At 39.8% G+C, this 24,161-nt stretch carries 12 protein-coding genes; 4 read left to right on the top strand and 8 right to left on the bottom strand.

Annotation, left to right across the window (positions count from 1 at the left end):
* Positions 1-214: 214 nt before the first annotated feature.
* Positions 215-3,397, top strand: a complete 3,183-nt coding sequence (locus AC27JL_RS10110) for a TonB-dependent receptor (protein ID WP_006794586.1) — start codon at positions 215-217, stop codon at positions 3,395-3,397.
* Positions 3,398-3,468: 71 nt separating this feature from the next.
* On the top strand, positions 3,469-5,376 hold the full coding sequence (locus AC27JL_RS10115; RefSeq protein WP_039036875.1) for an alpha/beta hydrolase family protein: 1,908 nt from the start codon (positions 3,469-3,471) through the stop codon (positions 5,374-5,376).
* Positions 5,377-5,663: 287 nt separating this feature from the next.
* Here AC27JL_RS10115 and AC27JL_RS10120 read toward each other — a convergent pair whose 3' ends face one another.
* The 6 genes from AC27JL_RS10120 to AC27JL_RS10145 form a co-directional block, all read right to left on the bottom strand.
* The gene (locus tag AC27JL_RS10120) at positions 5,664-8,078 is read right to left on the bottom strand and encodes a glycoside hydrolase family 15 protein (protein ID WP_487195547.1); all 2,415 of its coding nucleotides are present in this window, start codon (positions 8,076-8,078) and stop codon (positions 5,664-5,666) included.
* A gap of 9 nt (positions 8,079-8,087) precedes the next feature.
* The gene (locus AC27JL_RS10125; protein WP_487195548.1) at positions 8,088-9,587 is read right to left on the bottom strand and encodes an MFS transporter; all 1,500 of its coding nucleotides are present in this window, start codon (positions 9,585-9,587) and stop codon (positions 8,088-8,090) included.
* Positions 9,580-11,439, bottom strand: a complete 1,860-nt coding sequence (locus tag AC27JL_RS10130; protein ID WP_487195549.1) for an alpha-amylase family glycosyl hydrolase — start codon at positions 11,437-11,439, stop codon at positions 9,580-9,582. Before AC27JL_RS10130 ends, AC27JL_RS10125 begins: the two co-directional genes overlap by 8 nt.
* An 88-nt stretch (positions 11,440-11,527) precedes the next feature.
* Entirely contained in the window at positions 11,528-13,384 is a 1,857-nt protein-coding gene (locus AC27JL_RS10135) for a glycoside hydrolase family 13 protein (RefSeq protein WP_487195550.1), read from the bottom strand.
* Positions 13,384-14,877, bottom strand: a complete 1,494-nt coding sequence (locus AC27JL_RS10140) for a tryptophan halogenase family protein (RefSeq protein WP_487195551.1) — start codon at positions 14,875-14,877, stop codon at positions 13,384-13,386. The genes AC27JL_RS10135 and AC27JL_RS10140 overlap by 1 nt, the downstream gene beginning before the upstream one ends.
* A gap of 115 nt (positions 14,878-14,992) precedes the next feature.
* Positions 14,993-17,779, bottom strand: coding sequence for a TonB-dependent receptor (locus tag AC27JL_RS10145; RefSeq protein WP_006792153.1), 2,787 nt, complete (start codon positions 17,777-17,779; stop codon positions 14,993-14,995).
* A 660-nt stretch (positions 17,780-18,439) separates the two neighbouring features.
* On the opposite strand from AC27JL_RS10145, the gene AC27JL_RS10150 reads away from it, so the two are divergent.
* On the top strand, positions 18,440-20,062 hold the full coding sequence (locus AC27JL_RS10150) for an alpha-glucosidase family protein (RefSeq protein WP_487195552.1): 1,623 nt from the start codon (positions 18,440-18,442) through the stop codon (positions 20,060-20,062).
* A 68-nt stretch (positions 20,063-20,130) separates the two neighbouring features.
* Here the strand turns inward: AC27JL_RS10150 and AC27JL_RS10155 are convergent, their stop codons facing one another.
* Positions 20,131-20,685: a TIGR00645 family protein gene (locus AC27JL_RS10155; RefSeq protein WP_010557473.1), complete on the bottom strand. Its 555-nt coding sequence runs from the start codon at positions 20,683-20,685 to the stop codon at positions 20,131-20,133.
* 229 nt (positions 20,686-20,914) lie between these two features.
* On the opposite strand from AC27JL_RS10155, the gene AC27JL_RS10160 reads away from it, so the two are divergent.
* Positions 20,915-21,157 (top strand): hypothetical protein, encoded by a 243-nt coding sequence (locus AC27JL_RS10160; RefSeq protein WP_006792156.1) that lies wholly within the window; start codon positions 20,915-20,917, stop codon positions 21,155-21,157.
* Positions 21,158-21,328: 171 nt separating this feature from the next.
* Here the strand turns inward: AC27JL_RS10160 and topA are convergent, their stop codons facing one another.
* Entirely contained in the window at positions 21,329-24,037 is a 2,709-nt protein-coding gene (gene topA / locus AC27JL_RS10165; protein ID WP_010557475.1) for a type I DNA topoisomerase, read from the bottom strand.
* Positions 24,038-24,161 lie beyond the last annotated feature (124 nt).

The raw sequence follows: 24,161 nt of genomic DNA on the forward strand, positions 1-24,161 counted from the left end.
AATTTACCCTTCAAAAACAATAGCTTATATTTACCCCGGCACTTTCACGTACACCAATTATCATTCTTAATCATTATACCTGTTGAAATGCAATGTTTTTTGAATTGGACCGATTTACATAACACGCATCATGATGTAAATTTATTGTGACTTATCTATCTTTTTATGTATAAGTTGTTAAACATTATAAAAAAAATATCACAGGGATTTTAATATGTTCAAAACCAAAGCTCTATCAAATGCAGTAAGGTACTCTTTATTGTTAGGCTCTGTAGCACTTGCCCCCAATGTATTGGCGCAGGAAGAGTTAAACGCAGACGTAGAATTAGAAGAAGAAGGTCCTGAGAGAATTGTTGTTACCGGCTCTCGTATACGAAAAGCAGAATTTTCTAATGCGTCCCCAATTCAAATTATCAATGGCGATTTATCACGCGAAATGGGGTTGTTTGACGCAGGCTCTATGCTGCAATCCACAAGCCAAGCTGCAGGTACACAAATAGATAATACATTTGGTGGTTTTGTATTAGATAACGGTCCGGGCGCTGCAACAATCGGGTTTCGTGGTTTAGGTGCAGAGCGTACTCTTGTACTAATTAATGGCCGAAGAATGGCTCCTGCTGGCGTTGGTGGTGCACCAACTTCTCCAGATCTTAACTTAATACCAGGTGTTATGGTAGAACGAGTTGAAAACTTGTTTGACGGTGCATCAACTGTTTATGGTTCTGATGCGGTAGCCGGTGTAGCTAACGTAATATTGAAAAAAGATGTTGAAGGATTCATTTTCGACGCATCGTACCGTCAGCCTAAAGGTGAAGGCGGAGAAGAAACTGTACTATCTGGTATGTGGGGTAAAACCATGGACAATGGTTTTATAACAGTCGGTGTAGAGTACTCTGAGCAAAAATCTCAATCTCTATCTGGTAACCCTTTTGTTAAAGGCTGTGAAGAGCGTATTTGGGAAGCAGAAGATGGAAGCATTGTTACGCGCAATAGTGGCTATGGTCCAGTTGCAAGTGGTGAAGACTCTTGTGACATATTTCCTTTAACGAATCGTATTAGTGTTCCTTCGTTTTTTGGAAGTGTTTACTACACACCTAATTTTACGAATACAGGGATACCTAATTTTAGTGAATCAACTGTTCCTGCAAGCCTTGAAGGATTTTTTCCATCTTGGGTAGCGGGTGATTTTGATGGCGATGGCATTAATGATGGTGTATTTGTTGATGGTGATGGTGATGGTTTCCGTGATGTTGACTTCCAAAACCCACTATATGCATTCCAACAATCTGATTATTACAAAAGCGGTGATTACAGAAGTAAAAATGAACGCATCTCGTTAATGCTAAACGGTGAATATAACTTTCAAGATGATAACGATACTACATTTTATTACGAAGGTTTATACGCAAGTCGTAAATCACCAATTTTTAGCCCAGGCGCACAAATTTTTGAGTATGTACCAGAAACAAACCCATACAACCCTTGTGGAACAAATGGCATTGATTGTTTTGGCGTTTTAGGTGTAGGTCCTGGAGGCCCTGAAACAGTTCGCCCTATTATAAATATTCGTGGAGATCGTGACCGTACTGATGTTGAAGTTTCTCAATATCGCTTAGTCTCAGGTGTAACGGGTAACTTAGGGATGTTTGAGAATGTCGGTTTAAACAACTGGTACTATGATGCATCCGTATCTTACAGCGCATCTAAAGGTGATGATCACCGTGTGGGTATTGATGAAGAACGATTACTTTACTCTCTAGAAACATCTGTACTCAATGATGACGGCACTGTTACTTGTGGTACAGGTTCTGATGGCTGTGTTCCTGTAAATTTATTTGCTGATAGTATATATCAAGAAGGTGGCGGAACGCTTTCACCTGAAGAAGCGGCGTACTTGTTCATTGACCGTGATATAGAGACTAAGGTAAACCAATTCGTATTCAATGCGTTCATGGGTGGTGATTTCTTTGCATTACCATGGAACGATGAAACTGTAGCTGGTATTGTTGGTGTTGAATATCGACGTGACGAAATTGAATCAAACCCGAATGCTGCAGCAGCTCAAGGCTTGCTTTGGGGTTACTTCTCTGACCAAGGAGCAGATGGTGCACGAAATCTAAAAGAGGTATTTACTGAAGTTGAATTCCCTTTGCTTAAAGGTCTTAAAGGTGCAGAAGAATTAACGTTTACGGCCTCTGGTCGTGTTTCTGAAGAGTCTTTTTACGATGCTGAATCTACGTACAGTATCAAAACCATTTATCGACCTGTAGATTGGTTCACACTTCGTGCTACGAAAGGTACTTCATACAGAGCACCAAATTTACGTGAACGTTTCTTAAATGGTACCTCTGGTTTTAATACAGTTGCAGATCCATGTGTTGTACCTGAAGATGCACGTGATATTGATCCATTAAATCCAGGCGCTGCAGCGACATATAATGCAGCTGAAGAAACTCGTGATGCTGCGGTATTGAACGCTTGTCAAGCATCTGGGGTTGATCCTACTTCACTTGGCTTAGGTCAAGACGGAACAACGGTTTACACTGCAGGATATAGTGCTGAAATAGAAACTGGTGGTACTACAGAGCTTCAACCTGAAACCTCTGTAGCAAAAACATACGGCTTTATCTTTGAACAACCATTCAGTGAAGCGTTTGATTTAACTCTATCATTGACGCGCTTTGATATTGAGGTTACCAACAGTATTGCAGAGCCAAGTGCAGGATACAGCATTGCACAATGTTACTCTGCAGACGGTAATGAAGCATTCTGTGACAGAATAAACCGTAATGCTAATGGTCAAATTAGCTTGGTTGATGCTAGCTTTATCAATATTGGCTTAATCTCATCTAAAGGTTTTGACTACAACGTTTATTTCGAAACTGATACTGTTATAGCCGAGCAAAATTTAGGTATTACTCTAGACCTTCAAGCAACACGTATGACTGAACAAGTATACGATGTGCTTGGTACAATTGACGATAATATGGGTGAACCAGATTCACCAGAATGGCGTGGTACAGCTCGCTTACAACTGAAATACTCTGATTTCAGATTTAACTGGGAAACTCGTTTCATCGGTAAAGGTCGTGAAGATGAAGATGATTTAGGTGAGTTTGAAGAAGGTACTGCAGGATGTCGTGGTTTAACTGACGCTAATGGTGAAGCACTTAAGTGTCGCCCTGTTGGTTTCACTGATGACTACTTTGTGCACAACGTTGGTCTGACATGGTCTAACGATGCATACAAAGTTAACTTAGGTGTCCGTAACGTATTTAATGAAGCGCCACCAAAAGTAGATCCGAGTGGGTCTTTCTCAAATACTAACATCCCACTGGGTGTTGGTTACGATACCTCTGGTCGAAGCCCTTACATCAGCTTTACAGCATCATTCTAATTTAGAATGGCTAAGTAAATTTCAATACAAATGGCCTAAAATTTTAGGCCATTTTTTTTGAAGGAATAAAAATGAAACTAAAAAAAAGAATGTTAGTAGGATTGAGCTTACTAAGCCTATCTTCTTTCGCCAATAGCGAAACTGAAGATACGACGCAAGTGAGCAGTATCGATGCTTTCTCAATGTCGGCTGCTATTCGGAGCGTTGTAGCATCACCAGATGGTAATAAGCTTGCTATTTTAAGAGCGACTACCAAAGATGGTGATTATATTATTGAGATACGAGATCCTAATAATCTAGAAGCAGAACCTGTAAGATTAGGTGCTGATAAGATGTTGATATCTTCCATCGTATGGTTAAACGATGAAAAAATTGGCGTTATGTTTAGGCAAATACTTGAAGATGGTAGTCGCAAATACTGGGTAAACAAATTTGCAATAACAGATGCAGATGGTAAAGGTGACTGGTTATTACCGTTTAAGAAAAAGCGAAATGTTCAATTTAATATAATCAATATACTTCCAGACAAAAAAGATGAAGTACTCGTAGAGGTTGATATTAATAATAACTACATTCCAGATGTAGTCCGATTTAATATTAATACTGGACGAAGTGTTACTGTAATGCGTGGTAATGAAAAAGTATCAGGCTCGTTTTTATCTGATTACGATGGTGAAATAAGAATAGCCCAAGGTTGGAATAAATCTGATAACGCAATTGATTATTATGCACGCGATAAAGGCAGTGATGACTGGAAAGTAATTAAGCAAGTTAGTCCTAAAAAGCGTGAAAGCTTTGAGATATTAGGATTTGCGAAAGGTAACCCTAACGAAGTTTATGTAAACGCTAACTTGGGCGAAAATACGACTGGTATTTATATATACAATATTAAAACAGGTCAGTACACTGACCGACAATTTGGTCTTAAATCTGTAGATACCGATGGTGTCGTACTTGATACCGACGGCACTTTACAAGGCTTTCGCTATACAACCAAGCAACCTAAGTTTTATTTCACAGATCCTAACCTTCAAGCACTTAACGAATCTGTTTCCTCCCTATTTAAGGGTAAATTTGTACAAATTGTTAGTAGCTCTGAAAACGATAACGTATTAGTGGTTAGAGTATCTGCTGACGACAATCCTGGCAGCTATTACATTGTTACTAATAAGCAAAAACTAACTAAAATTGGTGATCGACTCCCGTTTATTGATAAGAGTAAGCTAGGAACCGTTAAGTATATCTCTTATAAAGCTAGAGATGGTCGTAAAATAAAAGCATATGTAACCATCCCGGCTACTAAAGGCCCTTACCCTGCGGTAGTGCTTCCTCATGGTGGCCCTTGGGTGCGAGATTCCATTGTGTTTGATGATTGGGCACAGCTACTTGCTTATCATGGCTATGTAGTTATTCAGCCAAACTATCGTGGCTCTACTGGTTACGGTTTAGAGCATTGGATGGCTGGTGATAATAACTGGGGCTTGAAAAAACAAGATGATTTAGACGATGCTGCGCAGTACTTGATCAAAAAAGGCTTAGCGACAAAAGATAAACTTGCTTTATTTGGCTGGAGCTATGGTGGTTACGCTGCATTTGCTGCATCTATGCGTGAAAACAACATATACAAATGTGTTGTTGCCGGTGCTGGGGTAAGTGATTTAAGTCGTATAAATGCAACCCTTAACGAAAATCGCTTTTTAAGTATTTTACAACGCCCTACTATTTCAGGTGTATCCCCTGTAGAACAAGTAGAAAAGGTAAATGTTCCTATATTGGTTATACATGGTGATATAGACAGTCGTGTTCCAGTAAAACACAGTAGAGACTTCGTATCAGAGCTTGAGAAGTATAAAAAAGACTTTAAATATGTTGAGCTAGAAGATGCCGATCACTTTTCCGATACGCTTTTCTACGATCATAAAAAAGAGTTTTATACAGAGTTGTTATCATGGTTTGATAATAAATGTGGTCTCAAATAATATAAATAAAAAAGTGGCATTCATTTTATTTGTAGAGCACTTTTTGTGTATTAAGTGAGGATATGGAAAAAGGGCTTCTAAATTTATTTAGAAGCCCTTTTTCCAGTTACAGTATTTTATACCGTTCCTCAATAATACTTAATCATTTTTTGGGGCTAAACTTGTCGCTAACGGCGTTAAAAATGTCTCATTTAGAACAACTAAGTAGCTAATTTTTTAACCAAGCTATCAACGCGTTTTTCTAGCCCTCAAATAAATCACTTAATTATGCGAATTGGTATGATGTATTATTTCTTTAGCGATTCTTCAACAACTGGGTAATGATCCCATACTTGTTTATCACTTAGTGAGCGCACTAGCTTAACGTATTCAGCATGAGTCCATGCCAGTGGGGTTGCTGAATTAGTACCTTCGCCTAGTTCATAACCCGCTTTGTTGACACCTACACCATCCCATACTTGCTCAGGCAGCATCATGCCTTCATTCGCAAATTGTTCTAAACCTTTCACGTAACTATTTCTAATATCAGCCTGCTTAGCATCATTCAATGTTTTGGTAGCGTTGGCTGCCGCTATTTCGTAATGGCCACGTTCACCGGTGAAAAATGGCCATACACGACCACGTTGGCCTGGTGTGTTAGCGCCACCTTCTGCGTAATTTGTGCCTGTTACTTCATCTTCGCCGTAACCGTCGTTACCGTAACGGCGGTAGCCTGCAAATGTGCCGGTCCCATCTTCAAGACTAAAGCTATATTTAACTTGTAGGTTATCTTCAAGCGTTTCGTCATCGTACTCAGGCAGTGTTTTAACAATACTTTCGTCGTTAGCACCGCGAACGCCATAGCGAACTAGCTCTAAAAAACCGCCATCTAAAATTTGCTTTTTATTAAACCCTTCACGGCCATTATTGGCATTAATTTTAGTGTTTGAATTGGCGTCAGTGTCCTGACCAATGCGAATAAAATATTCACCATCGGTACTTTCGCCTTTTAAATTACCCTCTGTAGTAAACATTTGCGATTCTATTTCGCTGTTATACTTTTTAGCCGTTTCTAAATAACGCTTAGCGTTTTTATCATCACCGCTAATTGTTGCTATGTCACTTGCTGTTATTAGGCCTGCAACAATTGCGGCAGTAGTAGAAGGAGAATATCCTTCTTGCTCTTCCCAGCGCTCCTGCTGTGTTGCCGGTGGAGTGATCTGCGTGTCGTTCCATAAAATTTTAGCAAGGCCTCCATCAACTAAAAAGTCAGCTGCAGGTTTTAACATTTTGCCGTACCAAGTTTTTAGCTCTTTATCGCTTAACACATCCGCTTGGTGAAGTTTCCAAGCAAGCATAATAGGCATGGCTGTTTGGTCAAGCTGTACACCCACCCATTCAAGTTCACCATCAACATGTGTTTTTTGTAAAAACCAGCCAGTATCACCATTGTTACCCGGTGTACTGCTGTTAACTTGTACTTTTTCAAGGTATTCGAACGCTGTTTTAGCTGTAGCGGTATCGCCTAGCGCCATAAAGGCCATAGCTACTTGATAAAAATCGCGTACCCATACCGCTTTATAACCCGTAGAGCCCTCTTTAGCAGATACGGTTTCGCCCCATGGGTTTGACAGTGACGCAATAAGCGCACCCGCGTGTGTTTTATCTTCTTGCGCTTTTAAAACCATAGCACTGGTGTATAAAAGCTTGCCGTTATCGGCAGTTTGTTCAGTCATTGTATTTAGTGGTTTAAGGCTTTGTAGATAATCTTGCCAACCTAGCGCATCGCCTTTACCGTTGTAATGATCGAGTACGGCTTGGTAGCCCTTAGCCAAACTTTGTTCGCCTTGCTGAATACTTTGCTGCTGCGTTTTGCCAAAGCTTAACGCTAAATCAAATGTGGTGTTGTTACTAATATCACCGAGTTCTGCAAGCATGTTTACATTACCTGAAACTTCACCGGTATTTGTATACTGATTATTAATTGCTTGCGTTGTTTTAAGTGCATTAATACCATCACTTTCACCTGTAAATCCTACTGTTTTAGCTTTAAAAGGTGAACTTGATTGTAATGTTAAATAGTTATCGCCTTCCCATGCGACGAGTCCTTGTTCTGTTGTGTTAGCAAAGTCACCTAACCCGTTATTGTTAATGTACGGGTTAACGTTAACATACGCTTTTAACCCTTCAAGCTCAGTATTAAACACACTTCGTACAAATAATGTTTGTGTATCTGGATCGGTAAATATGTGCTTTTCTAAGCTAAAGCGGCCTTTCTTATCGGTACTTGTTACCTTATAAGCAAGCGAAAGCGGTCTGCCTTGCTCATCTTTGTATAAGTAATCAATGCTTACGTCTAAGTCATCCGCTTCGGTAACGGTAAAATCATTACCTGTTACTATAAATTGCATGTCTTTTATTTGCGCTTGGTGAATAAGCCCAAACATGGTTTCGGTGATCATTCCTTTAGCAATAGAAAACCATACTTTAGACACATTGCCTGTTGCGGCTGTATCGCTGTACTGGCCTTTTTTATATTCTTCAAACGATGTGCCGATACCTGTTTTGCCTGCATACGCCCAAAATGGCTCTACCCCTGGGGCGCCAGGTGCCGATGTAACTTGTGATGAAGTACTTTCATTAGTTGTGCTTGTGTTTTGTGCGCCACAAGCTGTTAAACCTAAGGCTAAAAGTGAGGCGGTTATAAGGTTGTATTTTTTCATTGTGTGTCCTTAATTAGAATTTTTAACGCGCATTACGGCTACAGCGGCAACCACAAATGAGGCTGCACCAATTAATAGGGCGTAAATAGGCTGGTTAGAAAATACATGGCGTAAAATAAGCCCTAAAATGCTAGCTGCAAGTAATTGCGGTATTACAATAAAGAAGTTAAAAATGCCCATATAAACGCCCATTTTATTACTTGGTAAGGCGTTACTTAACATGGCATAAGGCAGCGATAAAATAGACGCCCACGCAAACCCTACGCCTATCATAGGTATAAGTAACATTTTAGGGTCTTGTATAAACATAAAGCTTGCAAGGCCTAACGCGCCTAGCAATAAATTAAAACAATGTGCGCCTTTTAAACCCATTTTTTTTACTAAAAACGGAATACACATAGCTGCAATTGCGGCAAAGCCATTGTAGGCTGCAAATAAAATACCCACCCAGTCTGCACCATCGTTAAATGCTTTAGAGGTTGCATCGCTACTGCCATAGTGAAAGCTTGTTACCGCGGAAGTGGTATAAATCCACATAGCAAATAAAGTAAACCAGCTAAAAAACTGCACCCAAGCAAGCTGCTTCATGGCCTCTGGCATAGTAAATACATCTTGTACTACTTGATAAAAACCACCTTGGGTTTTATTCGCACTTTTAAGTGCCGCTGCAATCCACTGCACAATACCAAAGGCTAATAAACCACCAGCAAGTAGGTATAATTCTTTTTCAAGGGATAAGCCCATGACTAATGCAAGAGTTGCTAAACCCAGTACCACAAAAATAATAGCACCTTTATTAAAGTTAATATCAGCAATAATTGCAGTCGTAGATTTTGCTGTTTGTTGTTCAAATTCAGCAAGTTGTTCTGGGCTATATTCCTTGGTGCGTGCCACAGTCCATAAGACAGCAACTAATAAAACCACCCCACCCCAGTAAAATGAGTATTTAACAGATTCAGGAATTTGCCCAGCCGCTGCAGTATTACTTACATCAAACCAGTTGGTCATCATCCATGGTAGCGCCGAGGCTAACACGGCTCCAATACCAATAAAAAAGCTTTGTAAACCGTAACCTGTCGCGCGTTGTTTCTCTGGCAGGTTATCGCCAACAAGCGCTCTAAACGGTTCCATTGTCACGTTGATTGAGGCATCCATGATCCATAACATACCCGCAGCAATCCAAAGTGTTGGCGAGTGCGGCATAATAAACAACGAAAGTGTTGTTAACACTGCCCCTACAAAAAAGAACGGACGACGACGGCCAAAGCGCCCCCACGTTTTATCGCTCCAGTAACCAATAATAGGTTGTACTATTAGGCCTGTAAGCGGAGCTGCAACCCATAAAATTGGAATATCATCAACTTGTGCGCCTAATGTTTGAAATATTCGGCTTACATTGCTGTTTTGCAGAGCAAAACCAAACTGTATGCCTAAAAAGCCAAAGCACATGTTCCATATTTGCCAAAAACTTAAATTTGGCTTATCTGTATTATTATTTTGATTATTCATTATTAGCCTTATTTGTTAATACTGCGCTGCTAAATGCATCAAGTGTCAGGTTAAATGTGGTGCCTTGTGAGTGTGTTTTAAGTTCCACTTGGTGTTGCTCAAGTAAATCAACAATTAGTGAGCCTCCTCCCAGTTTTGTTACTTGCTCCTGAGATAAATCAACGGAGATACTCTGTGTTTGCTCACTGAAGTTACTTAGTACCAAAATCGTTTGCTGCCCTAGCGTTCGGCTAAAGCCAACAATACGATCGCTACCTGTCAGGTTAAGCTTTTGCATATCGCCACCTACAACAGCAGGTAAGCTATTTAAAGCCATAATTGCTTTATAGTACTCACGCAAAGCAGCTTGTTCGTTAGTGAGTTTTGCGCCATCAAACTTACCGTTATTCATCCATGCTTGATGAGCGGGAACGCCTATGTAATCGAAAATACTGGTGCGAGTAGGCGATCCAAAGCCGGCATTTTCAGATCCATCCTCACCAACATCTTGGCCAAAGTATAATAAGCTTGGTGCTCGACTAATTAAGTTAGAAACCACCATGGCGGGTTTACCCCAAACTGCATTTCCTGCAAAGTCTGGGCTAGCGATACGTTGCTCGTCGTGATTTTCTAAAAAGTGCAACATGTGTTGCTCTATGTCTGCAACAGTTTTATGCGCATCAAAAATAGTGTTTGCTGACTGCTTGCTTTGCATAATGGCCTTTAACGTATCGTAAAAGCCCACTTTGTCGTAAAGAAAATCCATTTTTCCTTGATGAATATAGGCGCGATACATTTTTGGGTTGTAAACTTCAGCCAGTAAAAAGGCATCTGGCTTTTGCATTTTTATTGATGAATTCAAAAAACTCCAAAATTCGACAGGTACCATCTCAGCCATATCATACCTAAAGCCATCAACCCCTTTGTCGAGCCAAAACAATGCAATATCTCTAAATTTATACCAGCTATTAGGGAGTTCTTTATCCTGCCAAAACGCATAATGAACACGGTAATCTTTCGTTGCTATGTTTTTTGGTAGTGTTGGAAAGTCGTAACTGCCGTCTGGTTTAACACCGTAATTCACTTTTACGGTTTCGTACCAATCGTTTATGTCAGGTTTTGGCGCTCGTGCACCATTACCGGTCCATTTTGCTGGGTTTTCATCAAAAAAGCCGTCCGCAAGTGGATGAGCATTGCCACCTAGGACTTGGTAATTAACATCTGTAGGTACTTGAAAAGACTTTCCTGGTACATAGTAAAAATTATTATTTTTATCGTACACTTTACTGGTGTCATCTTGCTCACCAAAGTCTTTAACACCTTTAGGTTTACCTAGCGATTCATAATTACGTGCCACATGGTTAGGCACTATATCAATAATGACTTTCATGCCATGGCTATGTGTACGTTCAATAAGCTGGGTAAACTCTCCCATGCGGTTTGTTACATTAACAGCTAAATCGGGGTTAACATTGTAGTAATCTTTAATCGCGTACGGTGAGCCTGCGCGACCTTTTACCACATCAGGGTCATCTTGTGAAATGCCGTAGTCGGTATAATCTCCCACTAACGCGTGGTGTAACACACCGGTATACCAAACGTGCGTGGTACCTAGCTCTTTAATGCCTTTTAAGGCTGCGTCGTTAAAGTCGGCAAATTTACCTACACCGTTTTGCTCTTTCGTGCCCCATGGCACATTAGCTGTCTCGGTATTACCAAACAAACGGGTAAATACTTGATATACAACTGGCTTGGTAAGCTCATTTTGCGTATGTGCAGGTGTTTGCTGTTGTTCAGGTTTATTATTTTCTGAACACCCTGTAGCAATAAGTGCACTACACAGCACTGCGGGTATATAAACTGATTTTTTCATTGTGTGTCTTTTTTGTCAGTATTGTTATTAACTTTATACTAAAGATTACTGCAGCAACCATACAGTTGCTGCATACGTATTCAGGTCACTATTGTGGCTTATTGATAACTAATACAGTTGCGCTCATAGCTGGTAATTGAACAGTTTTGCCAAGCTTTTGTATTTTTTGAGTAAATAAATTAAATGCTGTTATGCTGCTAGGCATTACCTCTTGCATATACTCAATATTTTTTTGTAGTGTCTCTGTGTTTTTATTCATAAATACCAACACAGTTTGCTCATCGCTAATACGTGCATAACTATAAACCCCTTGTTGAGGCGTAAAGTGTACAAGTTTACCTTTATCTAGTGCTGAGCTGTTTTTTCTAAAGTTAAGCAGCGTACTGATGGTGTTATGCATCTCTTTTTGCTGTTTTGTTAAGCCCTCTTTGGTAAAGGCGTTTCGTGTTTGCCCTTTAAATCCTCCAGGAAAATCAATTCTAATATCGCCATGGTCTTTACTTGGGGTGTTATCTAATAGTACTTCCGTACCGTAATACATTTGCGGTATGCCACGTGTGGTTAAAAACAAGGTCATCGCCATTTTTGTTTTGGCTACATCTTGACCAAGCTCAGTGTAAACACGGCTCATATCGTGGTTATCGGCAAACACCATAATGTTATTTGTATCAGGGTATAAAAAGTCATTAGCTAACGATTCATATACTTTAACCCAACCCGTGTTCCAACTTTCATCTTCATTTAGCGCTTGAATTACCGACTCTTGCAACGAAAAGTCCATCACGCTTGGTAAGCTTGATGTATACCCATCTTGATTATGCTTGCCACGTTGCCAGTAAGAAGCAATAGCAGGGTTAGACGTCCACTCTTCTCCAACAATATTAAAGTCTGGATACTCTTGCATTATGGCTTTTGTCCAATCACTCAAAAATGCTTTATCTGAGTAAGAGTAGGTATCAACGCGTATGCCGCTTAAATCGGCGTATTCTATCCACCAAATCGCATTTTGAATTAAGTATTCACTTAACAGTGGTTGGCGCTGATTTAAATCAGGCATGGTTTCTACAAACCAGCCATCGTTAAACTGGTGCTTGTCGTATTCACTGGCGTGTGGGTCTTGTATGGTTTGGCGCGCATGGCTGGTGGCATTCTTGCCTTTATTAAACTCACCATTAAAGTTAATCCAATCTTTAGTTGGCTTATCGTTAACCCAAGTATGCTCAGAGCCAAAATGGTTAAGAACCATATCCATTACAAGGCCTATACCCTGCTCTTTTGCTTTTACAGATAACGCTTTGTATAACTGGTTTGAGCCCATTCGTGGGTCAACCTTATAAAAGTCTGTAATTGCATATCCATGATAAGAATAATTAGGCATATTGTTTTCAAGCACAGGCGTCAGCCAAAGCTGTGTTACGCCTAAGTCGTTTAAATAGGGAAGCGCGTTTATAACGCCTTGAATATCACCACCGTGGCGTCCACCTTTTATACTCGGGCTTGCTGCTTCTAACATGCTTGGGACGGTATCGTTTTCTTTATCACCATTAGCAAATCGATCGGGGTTAATTAAATAAAGCGTATCAGCTGATGTAAACCCTTTACGCTGAGCGCTGTTTTTATCTCGCTCAAGAAGTGGAAACTCAAAGTTATTGCTCGTTTCGCTGCTATTAAACTTAAGCGTTCCGGCTTTAGCGGCGTCGGTAATGGTAATATTTAAAAAAACATAATTTGGATTATCGGTACGGGTTACTTTATTTAACTTAACGCCGCTGTATTTAGCTAATTTAATGTGCTCGTTTGCAATGTTTTGCTCATGAACCATGATGGTAATCGTGTTTTTGTTCATGCCAACCCACCAATTAGCTGGCTCAACGTCAAGTGCGTAGCTAATGGTTGGTAAAGTACAGGCACTTACAAGTAAAAGCTTTTTTAAAAGTTGCATCATCAGGCCTTTTTAATATTTGCTAAAAAATCTTTATGAGTGGGTAATTGATCTACCGTTGAGGTAATAAGCGTTTTTAGTGTTGAGAATAAATCGTTTAGTTGTTCACTACTGAGTGAGTCAACGATGTTGTTATAATCCTCGGGAATAAGACCTTGTCCAATACACACCTGCTGCCAAGCCACTTCTGCAAATAGCTCGTCGTTTTCGCGCACTACCTTGCCTGTTTGCCTAAATAAATCTATTTTATGAGCTAACGATTGAGGTATATCCATTTGCTTACATTGGCGCCAAAATGGCGAGTCTTCTCGTTCGGTTAATTTGTAATGCAAAATAATGAAGTCGCGAATATGTTCTATTTCAGTAACACTTTGCTTATTAAATTCAGTAACAAGCGCATCACTAATGCCATTATGAGGAAATAACTTAATTAAACGTATAACCGCACTTTGAATTAAATGAATACTGGTAGACTCAAGCGGCTCTAAAAACCCACTTGAAAGCCCCACTCCTACCACATTTTTATGCCATTGCTTTAAGCGTCGCCCAGTTTTAAATTTTATTAAGCGAGGATCTGTTGTAGGTTCACCCGGTAAGTTATTAAGTAAAAGTGCAGTCGCGCCCTCGTCAGATAAATATCGACTGCAGTAAACAAGCCCGTTTCCTGTTCTATTTTGCAACGGTATTTGCCACTGCCAGCCTGCGTTATGTGCAATAGAACGCGTATAAGGCCTTAATTCGTCACCTCCTGTTGATTGCACTGCTACGGCGCTATCGCATGGTAAATAATGCGACCAATCAACAAAGCCTGTATTAAGCGTTTGCTCAATTAAAAGTGCACGTTGCCCCGTACAATCTATAAATAAATCCCCCTCTATTTGGCTATTATTATCAAGCGTTAGACTGTTAATTTGGCCTGTATTTGGGCACTGAGTAACACGCTCTATTTTTGCATCGATGTGTTTTACACCGCGTGATAATGCCAGTTTTTTAAGGTACTCAGCATATAAGGTCGCATCAAAATGAAAAGCGTAACTTATCCCAGGTAGCTGTGTATTAGGAATAGCGCTTAGTGGTGCAAACTTGTGCTTTTTAGCTGCTTGGTAATTAAGTGAAAAATCCCATAAAGAATCCTCACTACCACTAATTTGCCCTTTTACCCAAAAGTTATAAAAGTCACAAAACGGAAAGTCTTTACCAAACGAGCCAAACGCATGCATGTAACTATGTGATGGTGTTTTCCAGTTTTCGAACTCAATGCCAAGCTTTATAGAGGCATTAGTAGCATTTATAAAGTCTTGTTCATTAATACCTAACGCATTGTTGAGGTGAATAATAGGCGGAATGGTCGCTTCACCAACGCCAATAGTACCAATACTGCTGGATTCTATAAGGGTGATGTTAATTACTTTACCTAACACTTTATTAAGTAGCGCTGCGGCTATCCAACCAGCGGTCCCACCACCCGCAATAACAACGTTTTTTATTGGTTTCATAGTATTGCCCACTTCTACAAGCCAAAGCTTTGTTAAGTTTGATAAAATTTAGATAAAGTAGCTATAAAAAAGCCCTTGTAAAATAAATTACAAGGGCTTCTACACACAACGTTTATTATAGCTTGTAACTAAAGCCCAATAAGAACGTACGACCATAATCTTGGTAGTCACGTACTTGCAGCGCGTTATCGCCACTTAAAGTGGTAAACGGTTCTTCAGTAATATTTTGTACTTGGAAGGTTACATTTAAGCCATCTAAGCTATCAACACCTGCTTCGCCAAAATCAAAGCCCAATTGTGCATCCCAAATTGTTTCACCTTTAATGTCAACTTGAGTTGCAGCAAGGCCTAATCCATTTACATTACCTTTAAAGTCACTACGTTTACGCATACTTGTACGCGCTTGGAAGCCATTACGCTCGTAGTAAACAGTCAAGCTATCAATTTGGTCAGATAGGCCAACAAGTTCATACTCATTCCCATTTTGATCTTCAACGTCTTGTTCAATTCCCGTATGGCTTGCAATTAAACCAAAGCCATCAAGTGAAGAATGAAATACGTTAAACGGTAGCGCAAGAGAAAGCTCGTAACCCCATAGGTCACCGCCGCCGCCATTTACTTTACCATTACCAGTACCTGAAGAAGTTGCTGGTATTTCACCCGTTGCAGGATTAGCTACGCCAGACATATCGACTGCGTATGTACCATCAAATATCCACTGGTTGATATCTTTATAGAAAACCGCAGCAGAGAAGTAACCTTCTGCATTAAAGTAATTTTCGTAGCTGATATCAAAGCCTGTCGCTTCTTTTGGCTCTAGTTTAGGGTTACCACCTGAAATACTCCAAAAGTTACCATTATCATCTGGTTGTTGCCCGTATGATGCATTGATTGACGCATTCATATCGTTTAATAATGCGCGCGAAATAGTTTTAGCCGCACCAAAACGTAACGTTTGTTCTTCGTCGATTGCAAACGACAAGTTAATGCTTGGTAAAACGTGGCTGTAGTCGTGACTTACGTCTGTTGGTGTAACAACTACGAGACCGTCTACTGTGTTAGCAGCTGAACCTTGTGAAGACTGTTCAGTTTTAACATAGCGAACGCCCACATTACCTGTTACCGGAATTGATCCAATTTCTGCGTTAATATCAGCTTGAACAAAGAAGGCAGTTACTTTTTCTTGGACTGTCCACGACTGTGTTTTATGTTTTTGGTCTGTAAGGCTTTCTTGAAGTAAATCATAGTAACCATCGTTTATTAAGGCACGAGTATCGTAGGCAATCATATCGCCCATACCAATGAAGTCTAAGCTAGCTGAACCTAAACGATACTGCTCTGGAACCGAAACCATACCTGGGTTTGATAGAGAAAAATCTTTAAGTGTTAAAAAATAACCTTCAGATAACTTTGATTTTTCACGGTCACGATAAGACATACCAAATTTAACAGCATTAACGTATTCGTTGTCTAGAATTTTAGTTGCAGCAAGTTTTAACGTGGTTAGTTCATCATTCACTTCTGGCGCATTGATGAAACCATCTTGTGCTGTATTTTGAAATGGTGTGTCAGTTAAACCATATTTGTCATTAAGGGCTTTACTTCCACCCCACGATAACGGGCCACCTAATTGAATTAGGTTATAGTCACTGTAATCTAGCTCATGAGAAAATTGTGCACCTGTATTACCACCATCAAGCATATAACCAATGTTGTCAGCAACACCATTAGCATCACCTCGACCTGTGCCTGAATAACTTTCAATGCTCCATAGCTGACGTTCAACCTCAGAGCGGCTAATATCAAACTCTGTGCTCCAACTGTCGTTAATATCGTATTTTGCATTAAAACCAAACTGCGTTAATTCAGCTTTTCGTTCTTGATGGTCATTACGAACAACAACACGCTGACCTTCAGTCACAGCACTTGTGATAAATCCAGTTTCAGCATCAACTGTTGTTGAATCTGAGCTAATTGAACCTTGACCCCATGCAAATGGAATTTCGATACCGCGCAAAATTTGTTCATCTGAAAAGTCGATATAAAGCGCATCAAACGTCATATTTAATTTATCAGTCGGTGCAGCTTCTAATACAAGCATTGCTGAGTCACGCTCAAGCGTTGAAGAACGTACGTATGGTTTAGCACCACCTAAAATAGAATATGATTGACCATCTTCAGTAGTAAACTCTGGGTAACCCCATGAGTTCCAACGCTTTTCTTGGTTTGGTGAACTCATTGTGTTTAGAGCAAACGCAACACCAATGGTGTCATCTGCGAATTGGTCAATGTATGAGACCGTACCGCGGTAACCTTGATCATCACCGTCTGGATTAAGCTTACCAAAACCAGTTTGCTCAAGTTGACCATTAAACATGATTACACGTTCACCTTTACTTAAAGGTTTAACGGTTTGCATGTCGATAACACCGGCGATGCCTTCAGCTTCGATACTCGCACTTGGTGTTTTATAAACAGTTACGCCGCTCATTATTTCAGATGGGTAAAGGTCGAACTCAACGCCACGGTTATCACCAATTGATACTTGCTCACGGCCATTAAATGTAGTGGCACTTTCGTTTTCGCTAAAGCCACGTACACTCACTCGGCTTGCACGACCGTCTAGGCGCTGTGCTGTTAAGCCAGGTAAACGAGCGATAGACTCAGCAATCGACGAATCAGGTAACTTACCGATATCTTCTGCAGAGATAGACTCAACGACTTCTGGTGAAAAACGTTTAGTGTTGATTGATTCTACAATACTGCCACGAAAACCTTTAACTTCGATAACTTCTACGTCATCATTTTTTAGTTGTTTTTCTTCCGCTGCAGTTGCTGCAAAACTAGTGATGCCAGCAGCAGCTAACGCCAGAGTTAATATACTTGGTTTGAACATAGACATGATGTTTTCCCGTTACCCATATTGTGATACCCGCTCAATTGTTTAGTGATAGTAAACCGAGGCGAGCTTATTTTGTTGTCAGGATGGATATTAACGCTTGGTTTATTTTATTAACAAGTTTATGCATACGTATTCAAGCCTTATAAAATAAACATAAATTAACATAAACTTCACACAAAACTTAGTAACACACTGTTTTAAATGATATTTATTGGTGCAACCAATTTTATCCGAATATTACAACTATGCAAAATAGCCTAATGATTTAAACCTGCTTTAACAGCTTGTAATTATTAAGAAATAAATTAGATCTATGCATTATTGGCTAAATTTAACTAATAAATATCAATGTGAAATTGGTAAGACCATTACATGCAATCACTATTATAGTGCAACCCAGCTAAAATATGCACTTGCGAGGTGCTATGCCGTGTTACTTTTTAATTACATGCAATTGGTAAACAGATTCAATTTAATGGCAACGCTTTCTAAAAACTAAATAGACGCTTTTTGAAGTCACTCAAACATGCTTATTTTTGTGCATACGTATGCAGTCTTTTTACAGTATCTCGGCCTTCACGTATGCTTTTTGCAAATAACGTGATTCACCATAATCACATATAAGAATTTAAAAAACTGTTTGGAATGACGGAGAAAAGCATGGCCCAAAAGCAGTGGTATAAAGGTGCGGTTATTTATCAAGTTTACCCGCGTAGCTTTCAAGATAGCAACAACGACGGTATTGGTGATTTAAGAGGAATAATTAATCGTATTGATTATATTAAGAGCTTAGGTGTTGATGCTATTTGGATTTCGCCATTTTTTAAATCTCCTATGAAAGATTTTGGTTACGATATTAGTGACTACCGTGATATTGACCCTTTATTTGGCAATTTAAACGACTTCGACGAGCTTATTGAACAAGCACACGACCGCGATATTAAAATTATTATCGACCAGGTGTTAAGCCACACGTCAGATCAACATCAATGGTTTTTAGACAGCCGTGAAAATCAAAGTAACGACAAAGCCAATTGGTATGTATGGGCTGACTCTAAAGAAGACGGCACTGCACCAAATAACTGGTTATCAATTTTTGGCGGCGGTGCATGGCAATGGGAACCACGCAGAGGGCAATACTACCTTCATAACTTTTTAACTGAACAACCCGATTTAAATTTTCATAACCCAGATGTTAGAAAAGCAGTGCTAGATAACGTTGAGTTTTGGCTTAAAAAAGGCGTTGATGGTTTTAGACTCGATGCCATTAACTTTTGTTATCATGATGCGCAGCTTCGTGATAATCCTGCAAAACCAAAAGAAAAACGCCAAGGCCGTGGTTTCAGTGAAGACAACCCTTACGCATTTCAATACCACTATTACAATAATACCCAACCTGAAAATATTGAGTTTATGCAAGATATTCGTGCGTTACTTAATAAATACCCAGGCACTGTATCACTAGGTGAAATTTCGTCAGAGGACTCTTTAGCCACTATGGCAGAGTACACACAAGGCGGTGATAAGCTGCATATGGGTTATAGCTTTGAGCTTTTGACTAACGATTATTCAAGTGAGTATATAAGAACAACCGTGCAAACCCTTGAAAAAGGAATGACAGAAGGCTGGCCTTGTTGGGCGTTTAGCAATCATGACGTTGAACGTGTAGCAAGCCGTTGGAGTCAAAATGGCGAAGTTAATTCACAGCAATGTAAAATGCTCACCGCCCTACTCGCATCCTTGCGCGGTAGCGTATGTATGTACCAAGGTGAAGAGTTAGGCCTAGGGGAAGCAAACGTAGCCTTTGAGGATTTGCAAGACCCGTATGGAATAACCTTTTGGCCAAACTTTAAAGGCCGTGATGGCTGTAGAACGCCGATGCCATGGGATAATGCCGATTTACACCATGCAAGCTTTAGTGACACTAAGCCATGGCTGCCTGTAGACGAGCAGCATAAGCAGCAATCAGTAAAACAGCAAACACATGATCATGATTCTATTTTAAATGCTTATCGTGAATTTATGGCGTGGCGAAAAACAAAAACCGTGCTACTTGAAGGCGATATTGAATTTATTAACACACATGAGCCTGTACTTGCTTTTTACAGAACATTCGAAAATGAAAAAATGTTGTGTGTTTTTAATTTAAGTGGCACTGAAGCATCGCTATCCATGCCAACTGAGGTATTAACAGAGTTTAGTGAGCTTAGCCACCACAAAGGGTATATAACGAACGATCAATTACTATTAGCGCCGTTTGCATGCTATTACGCAAAGTGCTAATTGATGCTAACCGCTAATTAGTTACAAAAAAGCCCATGTAATAACATGGGCTTTTTTTGTAGGTAAATTTAATGGTTATGGGTTTTACTATTGAGGTAATCGGTAAATGCAAACAACACTCCAGACATCACAAAAGTAACGTGGATTATTACTTTCCATAGTAGCTCGTCGTTTGAATGCGCCTCTGAATTTATAAACACTTTTAATAGTTCAACAGCCGATATTGCAACGATTGCGCTGATAAGCTTCATTTTCAGCCCTGAAAACCCCACTTTACCCATCCAAGATGGCTTATCTTCATGATTATCTATACCTAGTTTAGAAACAAAGTTTTCATATCCACTAAATATAATAATTAACAATAAGCCTGCAAGTAACGCTGTATCAACCAGCGTCAATATGCCTACTAGTAAATCTTGGCTTGATGCGGTAAAAGTAGCGATCCCCATTAAATAAAGTTGTTTAAAAAACTTTATTAATAACAAAATAACTGCAAACAAAAGGCCAACAAAAAAAGGCGCTAACAACCAACGTCCTTTAAAAATAAACGACTCCAATGCATGCTCTATTTTATTGGTTGATTGAATGTTTTTTTTGGGTGTAACGGGAGTGTTAGGTGTCATTTATTATTCTATGAATTAAAAAAAGGCGACAGTAACGTATTAATTAAGGTTATACAAATAATTATAAAAAAACGGCTCATAAATAAACTTATCTTTACGATAAATATATTTCGTTATCTTTTATTTAAAATTCGATTAAATTCAGCATACCAACAGAAGCGTTCTGCTTGGACATGTTTGTTTAATAGCGACAATCACCGCTATAAAACCATTTTTTAGGAATAAACGAATGAAAAAAGCATTACTTGCATCACTTACAGCGTCACTATTTGCAGTATATGCAACATACTCAGTAGCAGACGACACACCAGTAGCATCAGCACAAATGGTAAAAGAGTACACTGAGATGTGTGTTAACTGGGCTAAAGACGACGATGTAATGAATGAAGACCTTTACGCGTATGTTTTAAATTGCGTAAATGATGAGCTTGAATCAGAAGGCTATCAAAAAGTAACTTCTGTAAAAATCTAACCCTGACTCAAAGGTATGCTTTAAGCCTGCCTTTGAGGCTAGCTATGCTTAGCTAATTGAACAGCCAAAAAGCCGTTGCGAGCACAATTACTAAGCATAAAAAAACCGGAATAGACACATGCTGTGCATTCCGGTTTTTTGTAACTATAAGGTGTTAAAAACGCGCTTTAGTTACTTTTCATCTTTTTTTGCTTTTGCTTTAGGTTTTGCTTTAGCAGGGGCTTTTTTAGCAGCAGCTTTCTTTTTAGGTGCAGCTTTTTTCTTAGCTTCTTCTACCCACTTACCTGCTTCATAATGAGCAGTCCAACCAGTTGCTTTGCCGTCTATCTCAGTCATAACATACTGCGCTTTGTTTTTACGACTGTAGCGCACAACAGCAAGATTACCATCTGGGTCTTGACCTGGTGCGTCCGCTAAATAGTAGAATTTAGGGGATATACGATCTCTAAATCGTTTTAACTCTTCAACCTTAGGGGCTCGAGTTTCACGCGATTTAGGGAATGTATTTGCAGCTAAAAAAATACCTGCAGCACCATCACGTAATACAAAATAGGCTTCTGATTTTTCACATTCTAATTCAGGAATATGAACTGGATCTTCTTTAGGCGGAGCGGCTTCACCATTCTTTAGTAACTTACGTGTATTTTTACACTCTTCGTTATTACAGCCAAAGTACTTACCAAAACGTCCAGATTTAAGTTCCATGTCTGAGCCGCATTTATCACACTCAATAATTGGACCGTCATAACCTTTAATCTTAAACGTGCCTTGCTCAACAATATGCCCTTTACACGCAGGGTTGTTACCACATACATGTAACTTGCGGGTCTCATCGATTAAATACGAATCCATCGCTGTTTCACAAACGGGACAGCGCTTCATTTGCATTAATTTTTCTGTTTCTTCGTCTTCAACATCAGCGGCAACCGCTTCATCGCCCGACACTAAATTCATAGTAGTAGTACAACGTTCTTTAGGTGGCAGGTTATAACCCGTACACCCTAAAAACACCCCGGTTGAAGCAGTTCGAATACCCATTTTACGGCTACAGGTAGGACACTCTATATCAGTTTCAACCATTTCATTAAGACGCATGCCACCTTGTTCTGGTTCGTCTTTTGCAATGGTTAATTGTGTTGAAAAATCAGCGTAAAACTTATCAAGTACTTGCGTCCATACACGTTCACCTTCTGCTATATCATCTAAACGGCCTTCCATTTTTGCTGTGAAATCAAAGTTCATTAAATCGGTAAAGTTTTCAACCAGACGATCGGTTACAATTTCACCCATTTTTTCAGCAAAGAAACGACGATTTTCTACCCGCACATAGCCACGGTCTTGAATTGTAGAAATGATAGAAGCATAAGTAGATGGACGACCTATTCCTCGCTTTTCTAACTCTTTTACTAAACTTGCCTCACTAAAACGCGCAGGTGGCTTAGTGAAGTGCTGTTTAGGATCAAGTTCAACAAGTGTTAGTGTTTCGCCCACTGCAACAGCTGGAAGTGATTGATCTTCTTCGTTCTTCTTACGAACCGCTGGTTGCACTTTAGTCCAACCATCAAAACGAAGCACACGCCCTTTTGCCTTAAGCTGAAAATCGTTAGCCGCAACAGTTAAGGTTGTTAAATCGTACTCTGCAGGCACCATTTGGCACGCTACAAATTGACGCCATATTAATTCGTAAAGCTTTTTAGCATCGGCATCTACACCTTCAAGGTGTCCAGACAGCACTGTAACGCTAGAAGGACGAATCGCTTCGTGTGCCTCCTGTGCATTACCTTTAGAACTGTAGTTAATTGGTTCTTTTGGCAGATATTTTGAGCCAAATTGCTCTGTAACGTATTCACGACACATCTCAACAGCATCTTTCGATAAGTTTGTTGAATCAGTACGCATATAAGTAATATAACCACCTTCGTACAATCGCTGCGCTAGCATCATGGTCTTTTTAACACCATAACCTAAACGTGTACTGGCAGCTTGCTGCATTGTTGATGTGATTAAAGGTGCACTTGGGCGACTTTTACTCGGTTTTTCTTCAACATTAACAACTTTATATTCTGCACTCTCAAGGCTTTTTACCGCCTCTTTGATCTGTGCTTCATTTACAGGTTTAAATGGCTTGTCTGCTTGTTTTGTGACTTCTAAACGTAGGTCAGACTCGCTATTTTTAACATCTGCATGAATATCCCAGAACTCTTCTGGAATAAACGCTTTTATTTCACGCTCACGCTCTACGAGTAATCGTACTGCAACTGACTGTACTCGCCCTGCAGATAAACCACGCGCTACTTTTGCCCACAGAAGCGGCGATACCATAAAGCCCACAACACGGTCTAAAAAGCGACGAGTTTGCTGAGCAAATACCATGTCAGTATTTAGCTCACCCGGTGTTTCAAACGCTTGCTGAATGGCATTTTTAGTAATTTCGTTAAAAACAACGCGTTTGTATTTTTCTGGTTCGCCACCGATGATTTCTTGAAGGTGCCAAGCAATTGCTTCCCCTTCTCTATCCAAATCCGTTGCGAGGTATATTTGGTCTGCTTTTTCGGCCAGCTTTTGTAATTCTTGAACAACCTTTTCTTTACCCGGTAGGATTTCGTAATGAGGCTGCCAGCCTTTTTCAGGATCAATCCCCATACGTGCAACCAAATTTGTGTAATCTCGTTGCTGTTTATAAGCTGCTTTCTCATCCGGTGGCATTTTACGCACTTCTGCTGGCGTTTTAGTTGCCGGCACTTTTGCTTTGCTCGAACCTGAGGTAGGTAAGTCTCGTACATGTCCAATACTGGACTTTACGATAAAGTCATTACCTAAGTATTTATTAATTGTTTTAGCCTTAGCAGGTGACTCTACAATTACTAGCGATTTGCCCATAGTTGCCTATTTCTAACCAAATATTGAAAATGTATTTACCGCATTAGCGGTGCGAATATTTATAGGTATATCTACAAACACTAGTTGTTACAAGCTTTTAATACAAACTTTTCAGTATTTACTG

The sequence above is a fragment of the Pseudoalteromonas sp. 4NS20-0020 genome, assembly GCF_057554385.1.

Excerpts from the sequence above, each read along its gene's own strand:
- AC27JL_RS10110 (WP_006794586.1), top strand. The coding sequence starts at position 215 with ATGTTCAAAACCAAAGCTCTATCAAATGCAGTAAGGTACTCTTTATTG.
- AC27JL_RS10115 (WP_039036875.1), top strand. The coding sequence starts at position 3,469 with ATGAAACTAAAAAAAAGAATGTTAGTAGGATTGAGCTTACTAAGCCTA.
- AC27JL_RS10120 (WP_487195547.1), bottom strand. The coding sequence starts at position 8,078 with ATGAAAAAATACAACCTTATAACCGCCTCACTTTTAGCCTTAGGTTTA.
- AC27JL_RS10125 (WP_487195548.1), bottom strand. The coding sequence starts at position 9,587 with ATGAATAATCAAAATAATAATACAGATAAGCCAAATTTAAGTTTTTGG.
- AC27JL_RS10130 (WP_487195549.1), bottom strand. The coding sequence starts at position 11,439 with ATGAAAAAATCAGTTTATATACCCGCAGTGCTGTGTAGTGCACTTATT.
- AC27JL_RS10135 (WP_487195550.1), bottom strand. The coding sequence starts at position 13,384 with ATGATGCAACTTTTAAAAAAGCTTTTACTTGTAAGTGCCTGTACTTTA.
- AC27JL_RS10140 (WP_487195551.1), bottom strand. The coding sequence starts at position 14,877 with ATGAAACCAATAAAAAACGTTGTTATTGCGGGTGGTGGGACCGCTGGT.
- AC27JL_RS10145 (WP_006792153.1), bottom strand. The coding sequence starts at position 17,779 with ATGTCTATGTTCAAACCAAGTATATTAACTCTGGCGTTAGCTGCTGCT.
- AC27JL_RS10150 (WP_487195552.1), top strand. The coding sequence starts at position 18,440 with ATGGCCCAAAAGCAGTGGTATAAAGGTGCGGTTATTTATCAAGTTTAC.
- AC27JL_RS10155 (WP_010557473.1), bottom strand. The coding sequence starts at position 20,685 with ATGACACCTAACACTCCCGTTACACCCAAAAAAAACATTCAATCAACC.
- AC27JL_RS10160 (WP_006792156.1), top strand. The coding sequence starts at position 20,915 with ATGAAAAAAGCATTACTTGCATCACTTACAGCGTCACTATTTGCAGTA.
- topA (WP_010557475.1), bottom strand. The coding sequence starts at position 24,037 with ATGGGCAAATCGCTAGTAATTGTAGAGTCACCTGCTAAGGCTAAAACA.